General features: G+C 64.5%; 16 protein-coding genes and 1 tRNA gene. 10 read left to right on the forward strand and 7 right to left on the reverse strand.

All coding sequences use genetic code 11. The annotated features are described in order from the left end of the window. The first annotated feature begins 1 nt into the window (after position 1). From ACQR1H_RS31830 to ACQR1H_RS31845, 4 genes are all read left to right on the forward strand, one after another. Positions 2-1,657 (forward strand): hydantoinase B/oxoprolinase family protein, encoded by a 1,656-nt coding sequence (locus ACQR1H_RS31830; protein ID WP_315804897.1) that lies wholly within the window; start codon positions 2-4, stop codon positions 1,655-1,657. 269 nt (positions 1,658-1,926) lie between these two features. Continuing rightward, a complete protein-coding gene (locus tag ACQR1H_RS31835) occupies positions 1,927-2,928 on the forward strand; it encodes a TRAP transporter substrate-binding protein (protein ID WP_315804896.1) in 1,002 nt (333 codons plus the stop codon). Then, a complete protein-coding gene (locus ACQR1H_RS31840) occupies positions 2,921-3,526 on the forward strand; it encodes a TRAP transporter small permease subunit (RefSeq protein WP_315804895.1) in 606 nt (201 codons plus the stop codon). The genes ACQR1H_RS31835 and ACQR1H_RS31840 overlap by 8 nt, the downstream gene beginning before the upstream one ends. Before the next feature lie 310 nt (positions 3,527-3,836). Then, positions 3,837-5,141 carry a TRAP transporter large permease gene (locus ACQR1H_RS31845; protein WP_316216077.1) on the forward strand — a complete coding sequence of 435 codons (1,305 nt, stop codon included), beginning with the start codon at positions 3,837-3,839 and terminating at the stop codon, positions 5,139-5,141. A 9-nt stretch (positions 5,142-5,150) separates the two neighbouring features. Here the strand turns inward: ACQR1H_RS31845 and ACQR1H_RS31850 are convergent, their stop codons facing one another. After that, positions 5,151-6,854: a methyl-accepting chemotaxis protein gene (locus ACQR1H_RS31850; protein ID WP_315804893.1), complete on the reverse strand. Its 1,704-nt coding sequence runs from the start codon at positions 6,852-6,854 to the stop codon at positions 5,151-5,153. Between the two features lie 126 nt (positions 6,855-6,980). Between ACQR1H_RS31850 and ACQR1H_RS31855 the strand changes: the two genes are divergently transcribed. Both ACQR1H_RS31855 and ACQR1H_RS31860 read left to right on the forward strand, forming a co-directional pair. Then, a complete protein-coding gene (locus tag ACQR1H_RS31855; RefSeq protein WP_434908725.1) occupies positions 6,981-8,426 on the forward strand; it encodes a cryptochrome/photolyase family protein in 1,446 nt (481 codons plus the stop codon). Positions 8,427-8,498: 72 nt separating this feature from the next. Continuing rightward, positions 8,499-8,804 (forward strand): histone, encoded by a 306-nt coding sequence (locus tag ACQR1H_RS31860; protein ID WP_316216075.1) that lies wholly within the window; start codon positions 8,499-8,501, stop codon positions 8,802-8,804. A 251-nt stretch (positions 8,805-9,055) separates the two neighbouring features. On the opposite strand, the gene ACQR1H_RS31865 is transcribed toward ACQR1H_RS31860, so the two are convergent. Continuing rightward, positions 9,056-9,499 (reverse strand): hypothetical protein, encoded by a 444-nt coding sequence (locus tag ACQR1H_RS31865; RefSeq protein ID WP_315804890.1) that lies wholly within the window; start codon positions 9,497-9,499, stop codon positions 9,056-9,058. Positions 9,500-9,722: 223 nt separating this feature from the next. On the opposite strand from ACQR1H_RS31865, the gene ACQR1H_RS31870 reads away from it, so the two are divergent. From ACQR1H_RS31870 to ACQR1H_RS31880, 3 genes are all read left to right on the forward strand, one after another. Continuing rightward, positions 9,723-9,983, forward strand: coding sequence for a hypothetical protein (locus ACQR1H_RS31870; protein ID WP_316182112.1), 261 nt, complete (start codon positions 9,723-9,725; stop codon positions 9,981-9,983). 116 nt (positions 9,984-10,099) lie between these two features. Further along, a tRNA-Arg gene (locus ACQR1H_RS31875) sits at positions 10,100-10,176 on the forward strand. A 226-nt stretch (positions 10,177-10,402) separates the two neighbouring features. Then, positions 10,403-11,629: a tyrosine-type recombinase/integrase gene (locus ACQR1H_RS31880; RefSeq protein WP_434908726.1), complete on the forward strand. Its 1,227-nt coding sequence runs from the start codon at positions 10,403-10,405 to the stop codon at positions 11,627-11,629. A 33-nt stretch (positions 11,630-11,662) separates the two neighbouring features. Here ACQR1H_RS31880 and ACQR1H_RS31885 read toward each other — a convergent pair whose 3' ends face one another. The 4 genes from ACQR1H_RS31885 to ACQR1H_RS31900 form a co-directional block, all read right to left on the reverse strand. After that, complete coding sequence (locus ACQR1H_RS31885; RefSeq protein WP_434908727.1) at positions 11,663-11,908, reverse strand: helix-turn-helix domain-containing protein; 246 nt, start codon at positions 11,906-11,908, stop codon at positions 11,663-11,665. A 511-nt stretch (positions 11,909-12,419) separates the two neighbouring features. Beyond that, a complete protein-coding gene (locus tag ACQR1H_RS31890; RefSeq protein ID WP_434908728.1) occupies positions 12,420-13,133 on the reverse strand; it encodes a hypothetical protein in 714 nt (237 codons plus the stop codon). Positions 13,134-13,539: 406 nt separating this feature from the next. Then, positions 13,540-13,785, reverse strand: coding sequence for a hypothetical protein (locus ACQR1H_RS31895; protein ID WP_434908729.1), 246 nt, complete (start codon positions 13,783-13,785; stop codon positions 13,540-13,542). After that, on the reverse strand, positions 13,782-14,372 hold the full coding sequence (locus ACQR1H_RS31900; protein ID WP_434908733.1) for an RNA polymerase sigma factor: 591 nt from the start codon (positions 14,370-14,372) through the stop codon (positions 13,782-13,784). Before ACQR1H_RS31900 ends, ACQR1H_RS31895 begins: the two co-directional genes overlap by 4 nt. Positions 14,373-14,487: 115 nt before the next feature. Between ACQR1H_RS31900 and ACQR1H_RS31905 the strand changes: the two genes are divergently transcribed. After that, positions 14,488-15,396 carry a protein-L-isoaspartate O-methyltransferase family protein gene (locus ACQR1H_RS31905; protein ID WP_434908730.1) on the forward strand — a complete coding sequence of 303 codons (909 nt, stop codon included), beginning with the start codon at positions 14,488-14,490 and terminating at the stop codon, positions 15,394-15,396. A gap of 169 nt (positions 15,397-15,565) precedes the next feature. Here the strand turns inward: ACQR1H_RS31905 and ACQR1H_RS31910 are convergent. Further along, on the reverse strand, positions 15,566-15,758 hold a 193-nt coding region (locus ACQR1H_RS31910; protein WP_434908731.1), incomplete at its 5' end, for a hypothetical protein.

The raw sequence follows: 15,758 nt of genomic DNA on the forward strand, positions 1-15,758 counted from the left end.
AATGAGTCCATCACAGAGCAGCCTGATCGACTTGCAGATCATGTGGCACCGGCTGATCGCCGTGGTCGAGGAACAGGCCCAGGTGCTGCTGCGCACCGCCTTCAGCCCGATCGTGCGCGAATGCGGCGACCTCTCCGCCGGCGTGTTCGACCTGAACGGCCGCATGCTGGCGCAGGCCGTCACCGGCACGCCGGGCCACGTCAACTCGATGGCGGAGTCGGTGAAGCACTTCATCGCGCATTTTCCGATCCACACGATGAAGCCCGGCGATGCCTACATCACCAACGATCCCTGGATGGGCACCGGGCATCTCAACGATTTCGTCGTCACCACCCCCTGCTTCAAGGACGGCCAGCCGGTCGCCTTGTTCTCCTGCACCAGCCATCTGATGGATATCGGCGGCATCGGCTTCGGCCCCGACGGCACCGACGTATTCATGGAGGGGCTGTACATCCCGATGCTGAAGCTGATCGACCAGGGCGTCGTCAACGAGACACTGATGGCCATGATCCGCGCCAACACCCGGCTGCCGGTGGACACCGAAGGCGACACCTATTCGCTCGCCGCCTGCAACGATGTCGGCTGCCAGCGCCTGGTCGAGATGATGACCGAGTTCGGCATCGCCTCGCTCGATACGCTCGGCGACTACATCTGCGACCGCTCGCGCGACGCCGTCCTGGCCGAGATCGCCAAGCTGCCCAAGGGCACCTGGCGCAACGAGATGGTGGTCGACGGCTATGATGCGCCTGTCACCCTGAAGGCGGCGCTGACGATCTCGGAGAACGGCATCCACGTCGACTTCGACGGCACCTCGCCCGCCTCGAAATTCGGTATCAACGTGCCATTGTCCTACACCACGGCCTACACGGTGTTCGGGCTCGGTTGCGTCGTGGCCTCCGCGATCCCCAACAATGCCGGCTCGCTATCGCCGCTGACCGTGTCGGCGCCATCGGGCGCGATCCTCAATGCGCCGAAGCCGGCGCCGGTCGCCTCGCGTCATGTCATCGGCCAGATGCTGCCCGACGTGGTGTTCGGCTGCCTGCGCCAGATCATCCCCGAGCGCGTGCCCGCCGAAGGCACGTCGTGTCTGTGGAATCTCAACGTCCGCGGCCAGACCCGCTCCGGCGCCGGCGGCAATTACGGGTTCTCGATGGCGGTGACGTCGAACGGCGGCACTGGCGCCCGTTTCGACAAGGACGGCCTGTCGGCTACCGCCTATCCCTCCGGCGTGCGCGGCACGCCGGTCGAGATCGCGGAGACGCAGACGCCGCTGATCTTCTGGCGCAAGGAGCTGCGGCCGGATTCCGGCGGCGCCGGCCGCACCCGCGGCGGCCTCGGCCAGATCATCGAGGTCGGCAGCGGCGTCGACGCGCCGTTCGACATCCTCGCCGCCTTCGACCGCATCGACCACCCGCCGCGCGGCCGCGACGGCGGCCACCATGGCGAAGCCGGCTATGTCGGGCTCGCGTCGGGCAAGAAGCTGCGTGGCAAGGGTTTTCAGACCGTGCCGCCGGACGACCGGCTGGTGGTGCTGACGCCGGGCGGTGCAGGCATCGGCGATCCCCGCGAACGCGCGGCGGAGCTCGTGCAGAGCGATGTCGAGAGCGGGCTGGTGTCGGCGGACAACGCGGCAAAGGTCTACGGGCAGGCGCGGTGAGATCTCATGCCAGTCGAAACATTGGTGGCCTCATGGTTCGAGACGCGTCGCAAGAGCGACGCTCCTCACCATGAGGGTTTAGCACCGCTATCGGTGCTGCACATTGACCATGAGGGGCGTCCTCATGGAGAGGATCAGCATCTGGCCGCGCAACGAGCCCTCATCCTGAGGAGCCCGCCGCAGGCGGGCGTCTCGAAGGATGGCCACGACCACACGGCTCGCCAAACCTCTTCCATTTCCCTTAGCTCAGCAACGAAGCGGAGACACTGATGATCACGCGACGGACGTTCACGGCAGGTGCAGCGGCGCTGCTCACGGCGAGCCAGGTCTCGACAAGGGCACGCGCGGCGACGACCAACTGGGACATGTCGACGGTCTGGCCCGAGGGCAACTTTCACACCCAGAACGCGATGGCCTTCGCCGAGGAGGTGAAGAAGCAGACCAACGGCGCCGTCAACATCACCGTGAAGGCAGGCGGTCAGCTCGGCTTCAAGGGCCCGGAGCATCTGCGCGCGGTGCGCGACGGTCTCGTCCCGCTCGCGGACGTGCTCAACATCCAGCAGGTCGGCGACGAGCCCTTCATGGGCGTTGAGAGCATCCCGTTCCTCGCCGGCTCGATGGACGAGCTCAAGGTGCTGCACAAATACGTGCGGCCTGAATATGAGAAGATCGCCGCGCGCAATAACCAGAAGATCCTCTACATCGTGCCGTGGCCGACGCAGTATCTGCACCTGAAGGTCAAGACATCAGACGTCGCCGGCCTGAAGAACATCAAGATCCGCGTGCCCGACAAGAACGCGGTCGACATGCTCAACGCCATCGGCATGGCCGCGGTCATGATCCCCTGGGGCGAGACGATCCCGGCACTGGCCTCCGGCGCCGTGGCGGGCGTCTCGACCTCCTCGGTCTCAGGGGTCGACGGCAAGTTCTGGGAATTCCTCAAATACGTCTACCCGACCAATCATGTGTGGTCGTCGCAGATGCTCAACGTGAACCTGGATTCCTGGAAGGCGCTGACGCCCGAGCAGCAGAAGACCGTCAGCGACATCGCCGCCAAGATGGAGCCGACCTTCTGGGCGAATTCGCTCAAGGCCGATGTCGACAGCCTCAACCGGCTCAAGGAAGGCGGCATGGAAGTGGTGCCGGTTTCGGATGCGATGATGACCGAGATCCGGGCCAAGACCGCGCCACAGATGGAAGCCTTCCTCAAGCGCGTGCCCGCTGCCGATCAACCGGTGAAGTCCTATCTTGCCGAGATGAAGCGTGGCTGACGCGATCGTGGAGCCGTCGCCGGGCGAACGGGCGAGCCTCAATGCAGCGGCGCCCGCGCCGCTGCGCATCCTGCTCGATGTCATCGACCGGCTGGGCCGGCTCGACGGCTGGATCGGCGGCGGCTGTCTGCTGACCTTGACGGCGCTGATGCTGGCCGAGGTGACGACGCGGGCGCTGTCGAACGTGCTGCCGTTCTTCCCGCCGACCATCTCGATCGCCTGGGAATACTCGTCCTATCTGATGGCGGCCTCGTTCACCTTCGGCGCGGCCATGACCTTGCGCGTCGGCGGCCATATCCGCGTGGTGCTGCTGCTCAAGAACGTGCCGGCGCCGCTGCAGCGCGCGCTGGAGGTGCTGGCCGCCGCCGCCGGCTTCGCCTTCATGGCGTTCCTGACGTCGGCGATGACCAAGTTCGCCTGGAGCTCCTTCGTCCGCGGCCAGGTCTCGACCTCCAGCGACACCCCGCTGTGGTTTCCGCAGGCCGTCGTCACCTTCGGCATGCTGCTCCTGACCCTGCAATTCCTCGCCCGCGCCATCCAGGCCGCGCTGGGACTGCCGCTGGAGGATCACCGCATGAAGGCGTCGCCGGTCGAATGAGGGGACGAGCCCATTCCACGTCCGTGATCTCGCGCAGACAGCGCTGCGCTCCCCCTCCCCGTTCTTCACGGGGAGAGGGTCGGGGTGAGGGGAAGACGCACCGGAAGTGCGAGTTGTCAGACCTGTACCCCCTCACCCGGATTGCATCTTGCGATGCAATCCGACCTCTCCCCGCAAGCGGAGCGAGGTTGAACCGCGCCTGCGGCACGACCATCGCGCATCACGGCGATGCCATTCGCGACGATCCCGCCAGTCTGGGATTCGCAGGCCCCATCCCGCCCGCCTCCCTCACCGCGGACTCCCCCTCCCCATGACCATCGAAGTCGTCGCCCTGTTCGCCATCCTGTTCGCGCTGCTGGCCGGCGGCCTGTGGATCGGACTCACGCTCGCCTTCACCGCGACCCTGCTGCTGGCGATGTTCCGCTCGATCCCGCTCGACAAGCTGCTTCCGCAATATGCCTGGAACATTCTCACCACCCAGGAGCTGCTGGCGCTGCCGCTGTTCATCCTGATGGGTGAGCTGCTGTTCCGGACGCGGCTGTCGCGCTCGCTGTTCCAGGGGCTGGCGCCATGGGCCGGGCTGCTGCCGGGCCGCCTGCTCCACGTCAACGTCATCGGCTGCACCATCTTCGCCGCGATCTCCGGCTCGTCGGCCGCAACGACGCAGGTGATCGGCCGGATGTCGCTCAACGAGCTGCTGCGCCGCGGCTATGCGCGCGACATCGCGGTCGGCTCGCTCGCGGGCGCGGGGACGCTCGGCTTCCTGATCCCGCCGTCGAACATCATGATCATCTATGGCGTGCTCGGCGACGTCTCGATCCTCAAGCTGTTCACCGCCGGCGTGCTGCCGGGTCTCTTGCTGGCCGGCACCTTCATGGGCTGGGTGATGCTGCACACGACGCTGACGCCTTCGATGGTGCCAAAGGCGGAGGCGCAACTGTCGCAGGTGCCCTGGGCGGAGCGGTTCGCGGCGCTGAAGGATCTCGCCCCCGCCCTGTTCCTGATCGCCTGCGTCCTCGGCTCGATGTATGGCGGCCTGGCGACGCCGTCGGAGGCCGCCGCCGTCGGTGTGCTCGGCGCAGCGCTGGTGGCCTACTTCCAGGGCGCGATGTCGCGGCAGGTGGTGCGCGACGTGATGATCGGCTCGGTCATCACCTGCTCGATGATCGCCCTGATCGTGCTCGGCGCCTCGATCCTCGGCAACGCCGCGGCCTTCCTCGGCATTCCGCAAGCCGTGGCTACCTTCGTCAAGGGTCTCGGCCTGTCGCCGTTCATGCTGATCACAGTCCTGATCGTGTTCTACCTAATCCTCGGCTGCTTCCTCGACGGCTTTTCGATGATCGTGATGACCCTGCCGATCGTGCTGCCGATCGTGAAGGGCGCCGGCTTCGACGAGGTCTGGTTCGGGGTCTTCCTGGTGCTCGCGGTCGAGATGGCCCAGATCACGCCGCCGGTCGGTTTCAACCTGTTCGTGATCCAGGGCCTGACGGAGGACGGTCTCGGCTATATCGCCCGTGTGACCGCCCCCTATCTCGCCATCATGGTCGCCTTCGTGCTGCTGCTCACCCTCTTCCCGGGCATCGTGACGATCCTGCCAAGGCTGCTCTACGGATGAGCTGCGATGTCAGGCGGCTCGCATTCCGTCGAGGAACTTCTGCACCTCGGCCTTCAGCCGCAGGCTTTCGCTGGACAGCGCCTGGGCCGAGGCGAACATCCGGTTGGAGCTTTCGCCGGTCTCGCCCGCCCCACGCGCCGCGCTGCGGATGTTCTCGACCACCTCGGCGGTGCCGGTCGCGGCCGAGCGGACGCTCTGGGTGATGTTCTGCGTGGCGGCGCGCTGCTGTTCGACGGCGGCCGAGATCGAGGCAGCGATCCCGTTGATGCGCTCAATGGTCGAGCCGATCGCCTTGATGGCGTCGACGGATTCCTGGGTCACGGTCTGCATGTTGGCGATCTGGCTGGAGATCTCCTCCGTCGCCTTGGCGGTCTGGCCGGCCAAAGTCTTGACCTCCTGGGCGACCACCGCGAAGCCGCGGCCGGCATCGCCCGCGCGGGCGGCCTCGATGGTGGCGTTGAGCGCCAGCAGGTTGGTCTGCTCGGCGATCGAGGTGATCAGCTTGACGACGTCGCCGATGCGGTTGCCGGCGTCGGACAGCTCCTTGATGCGCTGGTCGGTCGCGGTCGCCTGGTTGACCGCCTCGGCGGCGATGGCGTTGGACTCCTGCACGCGACGGATGATCTCGGCGATCGAGCCGGACAGCTCGTCCGAGGCAACGGCCGCGGTGCGGACGTGCTCGGAAGCGCTTTCCGAAGCGCCGGCCGAATGGCCGGACAGGTCGGCGGTGGTCCGCGCGGTCTGGGTGAGCTGGCGCGCCTCGCGCTCGAACTCGCCCGACGACGTCAAGACGTTCTCGATGATGCCGCCGATGCTGGCCTGGAAGGAATCGACGAAACGCTGCAGCTCGGCCTTGCGCTGCTCGACAGCCGCAGTGGCCGCGGCCGCCTGCTCCTCGCGCATCCGGCGCCGCTCGCTCGCGGCACTGCGGAACACGACCAGGCTGCGCGCGATCTCGCCGATCTCGTCGCTGCGGTCATCGGACTTGATCGCAACGTCCTCGCGCCCCTCAGCGATTGCGGTGAGCGCGTCGGTCACGGCGGCGAGAGGCTTGGTGACACGTCGCACCGCCAGCATCGTCAGGCCGAGCACCAGCAGCGCAGCGATCGCCGCGGCGACGACCATGGTCCGCATCGCCTGCGACAGCATGGCGTCGAGCTCGGCCATGGGCACGCCGACATAGAGAATGCCGATCACCTTGTCCGCCGGATTGGTGACGGGAAAATAAGCGGTCATGAACGACTTGCCGAACAGCGTCGCGGGGCCCTTGTAAGCCTCGCCGCGGCGCAGCAGCGCCTGCGCCGGATGATCCGCGGCAAGCTGGGTGCCCACGGCGCGGTCGCCATTCTCCTTCTTCACGTTGGTCGAACGGCGGACGAACTGTCCGCTGTCATCGACCACGAACAGCGTGGCGCTGCCGCCGACATAGGACACCGCGCGATCCACGATCGCATGATCCTTGATCTCGGGAATCGCCGGAATCTCGATGCGCGTAACGACGCCGTTCTGCACGCTGACTTTCGCGTCCTTGAACGTCTCGGTGAACGTCAGCGCAAAGGTGCGCAGATTGCCTTCGATGTCGCGCTTGGCGCGATCGGTGAAATCGGAGGACAGCGACCAGTACGCTGCGCCGACGACCAGGGCGGTATTCAGGGCGATCACGACAACGGCGCCGATCAGCGCCTTGGTGCCGAGCTTCAATTGGACGGACACGTCATAAACCTTCCAGGGGAACTGCAACTGAATCTCAAACTGCCCGTAGTTGGTTTCAAAGCAGTTATTTTCCGGAACGTAGAATACCGGAACTCACTATAAAAAACGGCAATAAGATACCTGATCATGTCCTCCTCCCCCATCATCGTATGGTTTCGCGAGAGCCTGCGGCTGTCTGACCACCCCGCGTTGTATGAAGCCGCGAAGTCGGGCGCTCGGATCGTTTGTAGTTACGTCCACGATCAGGAAAGCCCCGGGTTGCGTCCGCTCGGCGGCGCGTCGCGCTGGTGGCTCGCGCAATCGTTGCGTGCACTCCAGGCCGAACTACATGCGCTCGGCGCCGAACTCGTGATCCGGCGCGGATCCGCGGCCACCGGGCTCGGCGAGCTGGCACGCCAGAGCGGCGCGAGCGCGGTGTACTGGAACGATGTCGCGCAGGCCGCACCGCGCGCCGTGGCTGCCGATGTCGAAGCAGCACTCGCCGAGATCGGCGTCGCCTCACGCGTGTTTCCCGACGACCTTCTGGTCGACCCCGCCGAGTTGCGCGGCAAGGATGGACGCGGCCCGCGCGTGTTCACGCCGTTCTGGAAGCGCGTGCTCGCTCTGGGCGATCCGCCGAAGCCGCTGCCGCGGCCGGCCCGGCTGTCGCACGCGCCGGGCGTCACGAGCCTGACGATCGACGAGCTCGCGCTCGAGCCAAGCAGGCCCGACTGGGCCGGCGGACTGCGTGCGACGTGGCAAGCCGGCGAGCGCGCGGCGCAGGCGCGCCTCGCCAGCTTTCTCGAAACGGCCGTGCAGACCTATGCCGCCAATCGCGACCGGCCCGACATCGAGGCGACCTCCCGTCTGTCGCCGCATCTGCGCTTCGGCGAGATCAGTCCGCGCCAGATCTGGCATGCGGCGCGATTTGCCGCCGCCGAGCGCCCGGCCTCCGCCGCTGGCATCGACAAGTTCCTGAGCGAGCTCGGCTGGCGCGAGTTCAGCCGCCACCTGCTCACCAACAATCCCGACCTCGCGACCCGCAACCTGCAGCCGGCCTTCGATGCCTTTCCCTGGGCCCAGGACGATGCAGCGCTGGAGGCCTGGCAGCGCGGGCGAACCGGCTATCCGATTGTCGACGCCGGGATGCGCGAGCTCTGGCATACCGGGAGCATGCACAACCGCGTCCGGATGGTCGCAGCCTCGCTGCTCGTGAAGCACCTGCTGATCGACTGGCGGCGCGGCGAAGAGTGGTTCTGGGACACGCTGGTCGACGCCGACCCGGGCAGCAATCCGGCAAGTTGGCAATGGGTTGCGGGATCGGGCGCCGATGCCGCGCCCTACTTCCGCGTCTTCAATCCCGTGCTGCAGGGCGAAAAATTCGATTCTCGCGGGACCTATGTCCGCCGCTGGGTCCCGGAGCTGGCACGCCTGCCGGCCGCGCTGATCCACCAGCCCTGGGCGGCGAAGCCGCTCGAGCTCGCCGAGGCCGCGGTTGCACTCGGCCGCACCTACCCGGCGCCGATCGTGGATCACAAGCCCGGGCGGGAGCGCGCGCTGGCAGCCTACGCGAGCTTGCGCACAAGTGATTAGTTGGGGCGCGCTTTGACAGCACGGAGAATCCAGCTATCGTCGCAGGGTTTCCAACAAATCGGGGGACCCGATATGGACGACACTCCACTCTCTGATCCGACCGTGACCGAGACCAGCATGCCCGCCGAGGCGCCGAAGGATCCGGTGACCGCGATGGCACCCAAGGCCCGGCGAGCGGCCAAGAAGACCGCGAAGAAGACCTCCAAGAAGGCTGCACCCAAGCGGGCCGCCGCCAAGGCCAAGAAGGTCGCGACCAAGAAGTCCGCCAAGAAGACTGCGAAGAAGACCGTGAAGAAGGCGGCCAAGAAAGCTGCGAAGAAGACGGCCAAGAAGGCCACCAAGAAAGCGGCCAAGAAGACGAAGAAGGCCAAGCGCTGATTCTGCCTGGCTCGGGACCGAAGGCGACTCGTCACCTTCGCTGCTGGTCTCGGCGAAACAATCCAGTGCCCGGTAGTGGGGACGATCTGGCGCTGGATTGTTTCGTTTGTCGCCGTTCGGTTGGGAGCCGGGACCTGGCATCCGCGGCGCGGCGCAGCAAACGGTGATGCCGCGCGGACGCGGGACCGGCTTGCGATCGGATTGCCGGCGGAGGTCTGCTTGGACAGAGAGATTCCGTGCGGGCGGCGCCCTCACCAGACGTCAGGACAGGGGTCGACGATCTTCCAGAGTTCGATGCCGTTCTTGATCCGCTTCATCTCGGTGGTGAGCCCGCCGTTGCGCCGGATCCAGTCCTTCACCGAATCGGGGTAATAGGACATCAGCTCGGACGTCCCCTCCACGCTGGTGACCTTGATGCCGAACGTGAACGCCTTGTCGTAATAGGCCTGGTGGAAGCCGAGGCTGGCCCTGGGCGTGACGCAGATCCTGTTGAGCGGCACAAAGCCGAAGACGAGCGTGCAGGCGGAATTGCAGATGCCGTCGATGATGACGCGCTGACGCGTTTCCCTGACGCGCTTGTACTTGGCCTTGTACTCTTCGATGTAGCCACCGTGATCGCGCGTAATGTGCAAATCCGCACGCGCCGGGCTAGCGGCGACCAGCAGGAGCAAGACGCTTGGGATCAGGCGATTCATGGACAGGACGGCAAACCCGGTCTTTTCTGGCGCTGTCGCGACAACGCCTCGGGCCCAATGCGCGACGGCACTTGCCGGACCTTGTCATGGTCTTCTTAAGCACGCGGAAAAGGCCAAAAATTTGACGGATTGTCGCCTTTTGCGCACCCTTTCCGCCACTTCCGCGTTAGGCTATCAGCCGGACGGCCGGCCTTGACGTCGTTTTCCGGAGAAGAGAAAAGTCATGAGCAAGCTCGCATCCCTCGCCGCCGCCTTGATCGTGTCGATTGCCGCCCTGGTGCCCACCACGTCCGAGGCGCGCAGCCATCATCGGCATCACCGCCACCACTACGGGCTGCCCTACACCGTCAGCTTCCTGCACAATTATGGCCCCGGCCCGCTGCCCGGCACCTTTGCGTTCTATGACGGTCCTTCCACCAACCACTGCTACCAGAGCTCGGCCGCCTATATCGGCCAGGACCGACGCCGGCATCCCTGCTTCTGACGCCATCCAAGGACGCCCGGCCAGCTTCGGCAAACGACCGTTGATATCCGACAGAGGCTGGCCTTGCCCATCCAAGTCTGGTATCCCGGTCACGCGGGAGATTTGGTCCGCATCGCGCGCTCGTAGCTCAGCTGGATAGAGCATCGGATTTCGATTCCGAGGGTCGGGAGTTCGAATCTCTCCGAGCGCGCCAGGGCCGCCTTCGCCCCCCTTCACCCGCCATCGCTGATCACCACCGAAGCCCACGATAACACCTTGTTAGATCGTGATTTTTCGCACCTTAGGTGACTCCAGCGTACGATCGGCGATCGTCGGCGAACTCCGCCAGACCGTCCATTTGGCCATCCCTCGATTTGAGTTAGAATCCCCCTCGCCTGAAACGCTGCATTTTCAGCGAGGGACAGGAGTTCGAATCTCCCATGCAGCTTCCAACTCAGAAGCCCGAGATCACCGCCAAGAACTATCTCTCCGTCGGGCCCGGCGAATACCCGTGCGGCAACAACCTCTACCTGATCGTCACCCCAAGTGGCGGCCGCCGCTGGGCGTTCCGATACCAGCGCAACGGCATCGTCAAGAAGATGGGCTTCGGTTCGGCCAAAGAAACTGGCCTGAAGCTCTCCGAGGCCAGGGACAAGGCGATTGACGCTCTACGGCTGCTGGCCAAGGGGACCGATCCGCGAGAGCACCGTGACGTAGAGAAACGCCGCACCCTGGGATCGCGCCAGTTCGGCGAATTCGCAGAGGAATGGCGGCGAACCTACGAGACCGGCATGAGGCACAAGGCCGCAAGAGCAAAGCTGAAGCGCATCGTGCAGGTCATCTGCCGTCCGCTCCACAAGCACTGGGTCCACGAGATCGAAACTGCCCATGTTGTCAACGTGCTCATGCCGATCTGGCAGCAGCCTGAGACCTCCCGCTCTGCTCGCCAGATCATCAAGAAGATTCTCGACGCAGCGATCGCCCACAACCTGCGACCGAAAGACAACCCGGCTGATTGGGCCAGCCGACTGCAACCGATCATGCCCAGGCAACGGCGGCGTGGCACGATACGGGGCGGCCACAAGGCGATGGACTACCAGGACCTACCGGCGTTCATGCACAAGCTCAGCGCCATCTCGACACAAGGCGCACGGGCGCTCGAAGTCATCATCCTGACCTTGGGAAGAACCGCCGAAGTTCAAAACATGCGCTGGGCGCAACTCGATCTCGACAACGGAATCTGGGATCTTGGCTTTCTCGGCACCAAGAACGAGCGGTTGAAGCGCACGCCGTTGCCCCGTCAGACGCTGACCTATTTGCGCGAGGCTTACGAGAGCCGCGTCAATGACGAGTTCGTGTTTCCCGGTCGCAGTCTAACGAGACCGATGAGCAACATGACGATGCTCAAATATCTCAAGGAGCTCACCGGAGACGACTCCCTGACCGTGCACGGCTTCCGCACGACATTTCGAACCTGGGCGCAGGAGCAAACCCACTTCGAGGAAGAAATCGTCGAGCATTGCCTGCACCACATCACGGGCGATGATGCCGAAAAGGCCTATAAGCGCGGCGAGGCCCTGAAGAAGCGACTGCATGTGATGCAGACATTCGCAGACTTCGCAACGCAGCCACCACGGAGCAATGTGACCCCGATGAAGGTCGCCTGAAAGCTCAGACTATCCCATGCCCCGCCGAGGATGTCACCGCTCGGGCTGCTTGGTCGCTTCGGGCAGGCTTTCCAAGAAGGAGGCCAGATCTGCGCGCGTGATGATCGTTCGCGTGCCATACTTTCGGGTTCGGAGTCGCCCTTCTTTGATGGCCTTGTAAAGCGACGTTTGTCCCAGCGAAGACAGTAGCGCAGCCTCAGGAACGGTGAGGGCGAGCTTTTCTGCAGCGTTTCGATGCATCGGTTCGCGCTTTGGCATCTCGGGGTGGTCTCGCTTCATTCGATTGTCGCGACGACATCGCAGGCGCGCAGATCCGACGGATGAGGGCTAAGCGAATGCTTGGCAACATCCGAAGTCCCGCAGGCGGAGTTTCGGACGCGATTTCGTACAATTGGGCTAGTTGCGAATCCTGACTGAACTGCCTGGCAGTGAAACCACTCCGCGGGCGCCAGCGCCAACTAAGAGGGCAGCCGCAGTGTTAACTTAGCGTGGCGACTGTTGCTCCCTTCTGCTGCGCCCTTGTTCCACAGCTCTCCAAATCCTTCCGGACGTCCTTGGAGTGCCTCAAAGGAGATCGGCGCGGATAGCGGCCGATCCATTCGCTTCAGTCTCCTGCGCCCGCTCTGGCCCTTGCAGCGCATGTTCACGAGGAGGCAGAGATCAGGACGATACACGGCATAGCTTCCGGTTCAGCCCTCTGGACCGCCCCGCCGGCTCGTCCCAGCGTTTTGGAGCTTCGTCACGTCACTGCAGCCAGAACAATCTGGGCGCCCCGCGACAGCTCGATCGCTTACCTGCCTTTCGGCCGATCGCCACCCAGCAAATGTCGGTATCGGGTCCGGAGCTCCATGATCGCAAACCGGTCGAGCTCACCCCGACGGTAGCGTTGACGCAACTCGTCCCGTGCTGTGTCCGGAATGGCAACAATCAATTCCCAACCTTCAGTGGCGTCGTCGAAAAGGCCGACAATCCTCGGATCGAGGCAGGCGTCATCCTGGAGCTCGGCCACCTCATCGTGCACCGAGCCGACGACGTCAGGCCAACCATCGAAAGCGCGTGCTCCCAGCAGATCAGGTCTGTTTTTATATAGTTCTTTATAGGCAGGTCCCTCAGGGCCCCGCGGTGAGTCTTTATACGCAGGTCCCTTTTGGACCCGCGGAGCCGCAGGTCCCTTTCGACCCCGCGGACGCGCCGACTTGTCCACAGGCGCCGGCACGTCACGGACGACGTAATCGATCTCGCCGAACCGATGTCCGTCGACAATTCGTTGCGGTTCGCGTGTGACGTAGCCGGCGGCTATCAACTCTCGGAAAATACGCTGGAGCTTCTTGCGGCCGACCAGGAGGGTTCGCCCGATATGATCGAGGCGGACGTGCCATTTGTGGGGACGCGACAAGAGATAGCCGAGGACGCCCTTGGCCTCGACAGAGAGGCGCGTATCCGCAAAGACCGCGTTCGGAACGATGGTGAACTGCGCCCTGTGCTCGCGACGGACGATCGTCACTGGCTGGTGACCGTCCAGGTGAGCCCACGCAGATCGGCGCGAACATAAGCCGGCCGACGGCACCCTACCCCGCCGAAACGGCGTGCGAAGCTCACGAGAGTATACGCCTCGCTCAGGAGCTTGCAGGACCTCGCATTGGTCGGAGCGCGCAACTCACTCGGGCAATGGCCGCACGGCGACATAGGTCGATTGTGCCACAGCAACTCCGGACTCGCATATCGCCGAGTCTTCGCTGTGCTACGCCGCCATGCGATCGACAGGTCGCGGAGGTCTAGGCAACGCGAGATGTGTCAACCACGATGAGCGTCCCCAGTGCGAGGCTCGCCGTGCACCGCATGCAGTCCCCTCAACCGACCGCCCCTCAAAGAGGCCGGCTCCCTACTCTTCCAGGCCTTCTCCCACTCGATCAGTGCCGATTGTGATGTGACAGGACTGACTCGAGGCCGCGTTCTGTATCGCTAGAGCTCACAATGCGGGGCTCGCCGCCCTCGGCAGCTTGCGCCGCCTTGACGAGACGCCTGACCTGCCGTGCCGTGCCGGCCAGGGCGCGTCCCTGGATCTCCTGCAGTTCCTCGTCAGTCGCCGCGACGACGTCATCGCTGAGCGCCTGGAGCAGGCGCGCGAGTTCGAGACGGGGGTGCCAGCGTGTCATGGCCTGCTCCAATTCCGTTGGTGGCGGAGCAGCGCGCGCCGCATTCGGCGCCGCGCAGTATCGTATTCGACATCCGAGATGCGGTAGGCTTGGCAGATGTCCCTGGCCGTGAGGCCGTTGGCCAGCCCGTCGATGATCTGCAACACGACCCGATCTCCTGCAAACAGCCGGAACACCTCGGCGAGCCCTGCGACCGCCACGGCCACGCGTTCAGGATCGGCCAATTCGTCAACAGGATCGCTGGGGACGCCGTGTGGGCTTGGATCATCGCGGCTGACCAGCAGCCGTCGCTCGCTCCGAACGCGCCGCCAATAATCGTCGCAGAGGCTGCGCATGACGCCAGACAGGAAAGCCAGGATCGGCACACCCAGCGGCCAGACCCGCGATCCGTCGAGAACGCGGAGAATGGCCTCATGCAGCACGTCGGTCCAACCGATCCCTCCGGGCAGCCCGCGGCTCCACAATTGCGCCAGCGCCTTCAGCCGCACCAGATCGGTCTCAGACAAGGCCTCGATCGCCGCCGCCGCATCGGCGACCGTGCGACCGGCGTTCGAGCCAACTCCAGGGGTGCCAATCGATCGTTCCATCACCCCTATTATGCGGCCGAGCAGATGCGGTGCGGACAGCTTCGGGAAATTTTTCCGCGGTGTCCGCGCTACCGATCCGAGATCCGCATCCTCTCCATGCTGAGAGGAGAGAACCGTGGATCAGATCGCAAAAGCACGCCGCTGGTATACCGAGGACCTACGCTGCAAGACGCCTATTCTGCGCAACCCACACATCGTCGAGGCCTTCGGCGCCGTCCCGCGAGAGGCGTTCGTCGGCCCAGGTCCTTGGCAGATCATACCCTGCCCCTACCGGGAGCCGTTCATCACCCCGGACGACGATGCGCGTTGGCTCTATCACGACGTCCTGGTCTCGATTGACCCGAACCGGAAGCTCAACAATGGGATGCCGAGCTTTTGGGCGCGCAATTTCGAGCACCTCGATATCGCCCGAGGTGAACGGGTGCTGCAGATCGGAGCGGGCAGCGGTTACTATTCAGCCGTGCTCGCCGAAATCGTCGGGCCCTCCGGGCGGGTGACAGCGGCCGAAGTCGACCCGGCTCTGGCCGATCGAGCTCACGCCAACCTGCAGGGATGGCCGCAGGTCCAGGTGATCTCGGGCGACGGCCGAAACGTCGATACCGACGCGAGCCAATACGACGTCGTGATCGTGTTCGCAGGCTGCACTCATCCCGCTCCGCAATGGCTCGACGGCCTCGCCGACAACGGTCGGCTGTTGCTCCCGCTGACCAGCGAGGATTGGTCCGGCTTCCTGCTGCGCGTGGTCCGCCGCGGCGCCTCCTTCAAGGCCGCGTCGATCGGCGGCGTCAGCATCTATCCCTGCACAAACGGCCGCGATGAAGACGCCAGCCGCCGGCTGAAGAGCGCCCTTGAGACCTCGCCGATGATGAATGTTCCGATCGAAGCACTCCACCGTGGCATTCCATCATCCGCCGAGTCGGAACGGGTCTGGTACCAGGCACCTGGCTTCTGGCTGGAGCGAAAGGGATCGGAGGTCGATGCGACCACTCAGCAGGCCGAAGGCGGCAACAACGACACCGCCTGATGCGCAATCCGAGTCATCGTCTAAGACAGCCTTCCTCCAGCCCCGGGTGGAATGCGTCAGCGCAGACTCTAAGGCACGACGACAGCGCCAGGACTTCTTCTGTTCGCGCAAACTGAGAAGCGAATACTGGGCTTAGCGCGGAATGATCCGAATCTTTCGCTGGAGTACGCTACAATACGATCAGTGCCGAAATGATCTTTGACTTTGCTGGCAAAAATCTCAATAGCGGCACGCCCACCGACCGACCGGCACGGTTGAACGCAAGCCATGTCAATGGCTTGCAGTTCAACCGGCGAGCCGCTTTTATCTTGCCGGGAGTAATCGGGCGCTTCTCCGCGTTCTGCTCCGACATGATCGTCTCC

This window comes from Bradyrhizobium sp. HKCCYLRH2015, from assembly GCF_051168215.1.
GTDB lineage: Bacteria > Pseudomonadota > Alphaproteobacteria > Rhizobiales > Xanthobacteraceae > Bradyrhizobium.

Excerpts from the sequence above, each read along its gene's own strand:
- ACQR1H_RS31830 (WP_315804897.1), top strand. The coding sequence starts at position 2 with ATGAGTCCATCACAGAGCAGCCTGATCGACTTGCAGATCATGTGGCAC.
- ACQR1H_RS31835 (WP_315804896.1), top strand. The coding sequence starts at position 1,927 with ATGATCACGCGACGGACGTTCACGGCAGGTGCAGCGGCGCTGCTCACG.
- ACQR1H_RS31845 (WP_316216077.1), top strand. The coding sequence starts at position 3,837 with ATGACCATCGAAGTCGTCGCCCTGTTCGCCATCCTGTTCGCGCTGCTG.
- ACQR1H_RS31855 (WP_434908725.1), top strand. The coding sequence starts at position 6,981 with ATGTCCTCCTCCCCCATCATCGTATGGTTTCGCGAGAGCCTGCGGCTG.
- ACQR1H_RS31860 (WP_316216075.1), top strand. The coding sequence starts at position 8,499 with ATGGACGACACTCCACTCTCTGATCCGACCGTGACCGAGACCAGCATG.
- ACQR1H_RS31865 (WP_315804890.1), bottom strand. The coding sequence starts at position 9,499 with ATGAATCGCCTGATCCCAAGCGTCTTGCTCCTGCTGGTCGCCGCTAGC.
- ACQR1H_RS31870 (WP_316182112.1), top strand. The coding sequence starts at position 9,723 with ATGAGCAAGCTCGCATCCCTCGCCGCCGCCTTGATCGTGTCGATTGCC.
- ACQR1H_RS31880 (WP_434908726.1), top strand. The coding sequence starts at position 10,403 with ATGCAGCTTCCAACTCAGAAGCCCGAGATCACCGCCAAGAACTATCTC.
- ACQR1H_RS31885 (WP_434908727.1), bottom strand. The coding sequence starts at position 11,908 with ATGAAGCGAGACCACCCCGAGATGCCAAAGCGCGAACCGATGCATCGA.
- ACQR1H_RS31895 (WP_434908729.1), bottom strand. The coding sequence starts at position 13,785 with ATGACACGCTGGCACCCCCGTCTCGAACTCGCGCGCCTGCTCCAGGCG.
- ACQR1H_RS31900 (WP_434908733.1), bottom strand. The coding sequence starts at position 14,372 with ATGGAACGATCGATTGGCACCCCTGGAGTTGGCTCGAACGCCGGTCGC.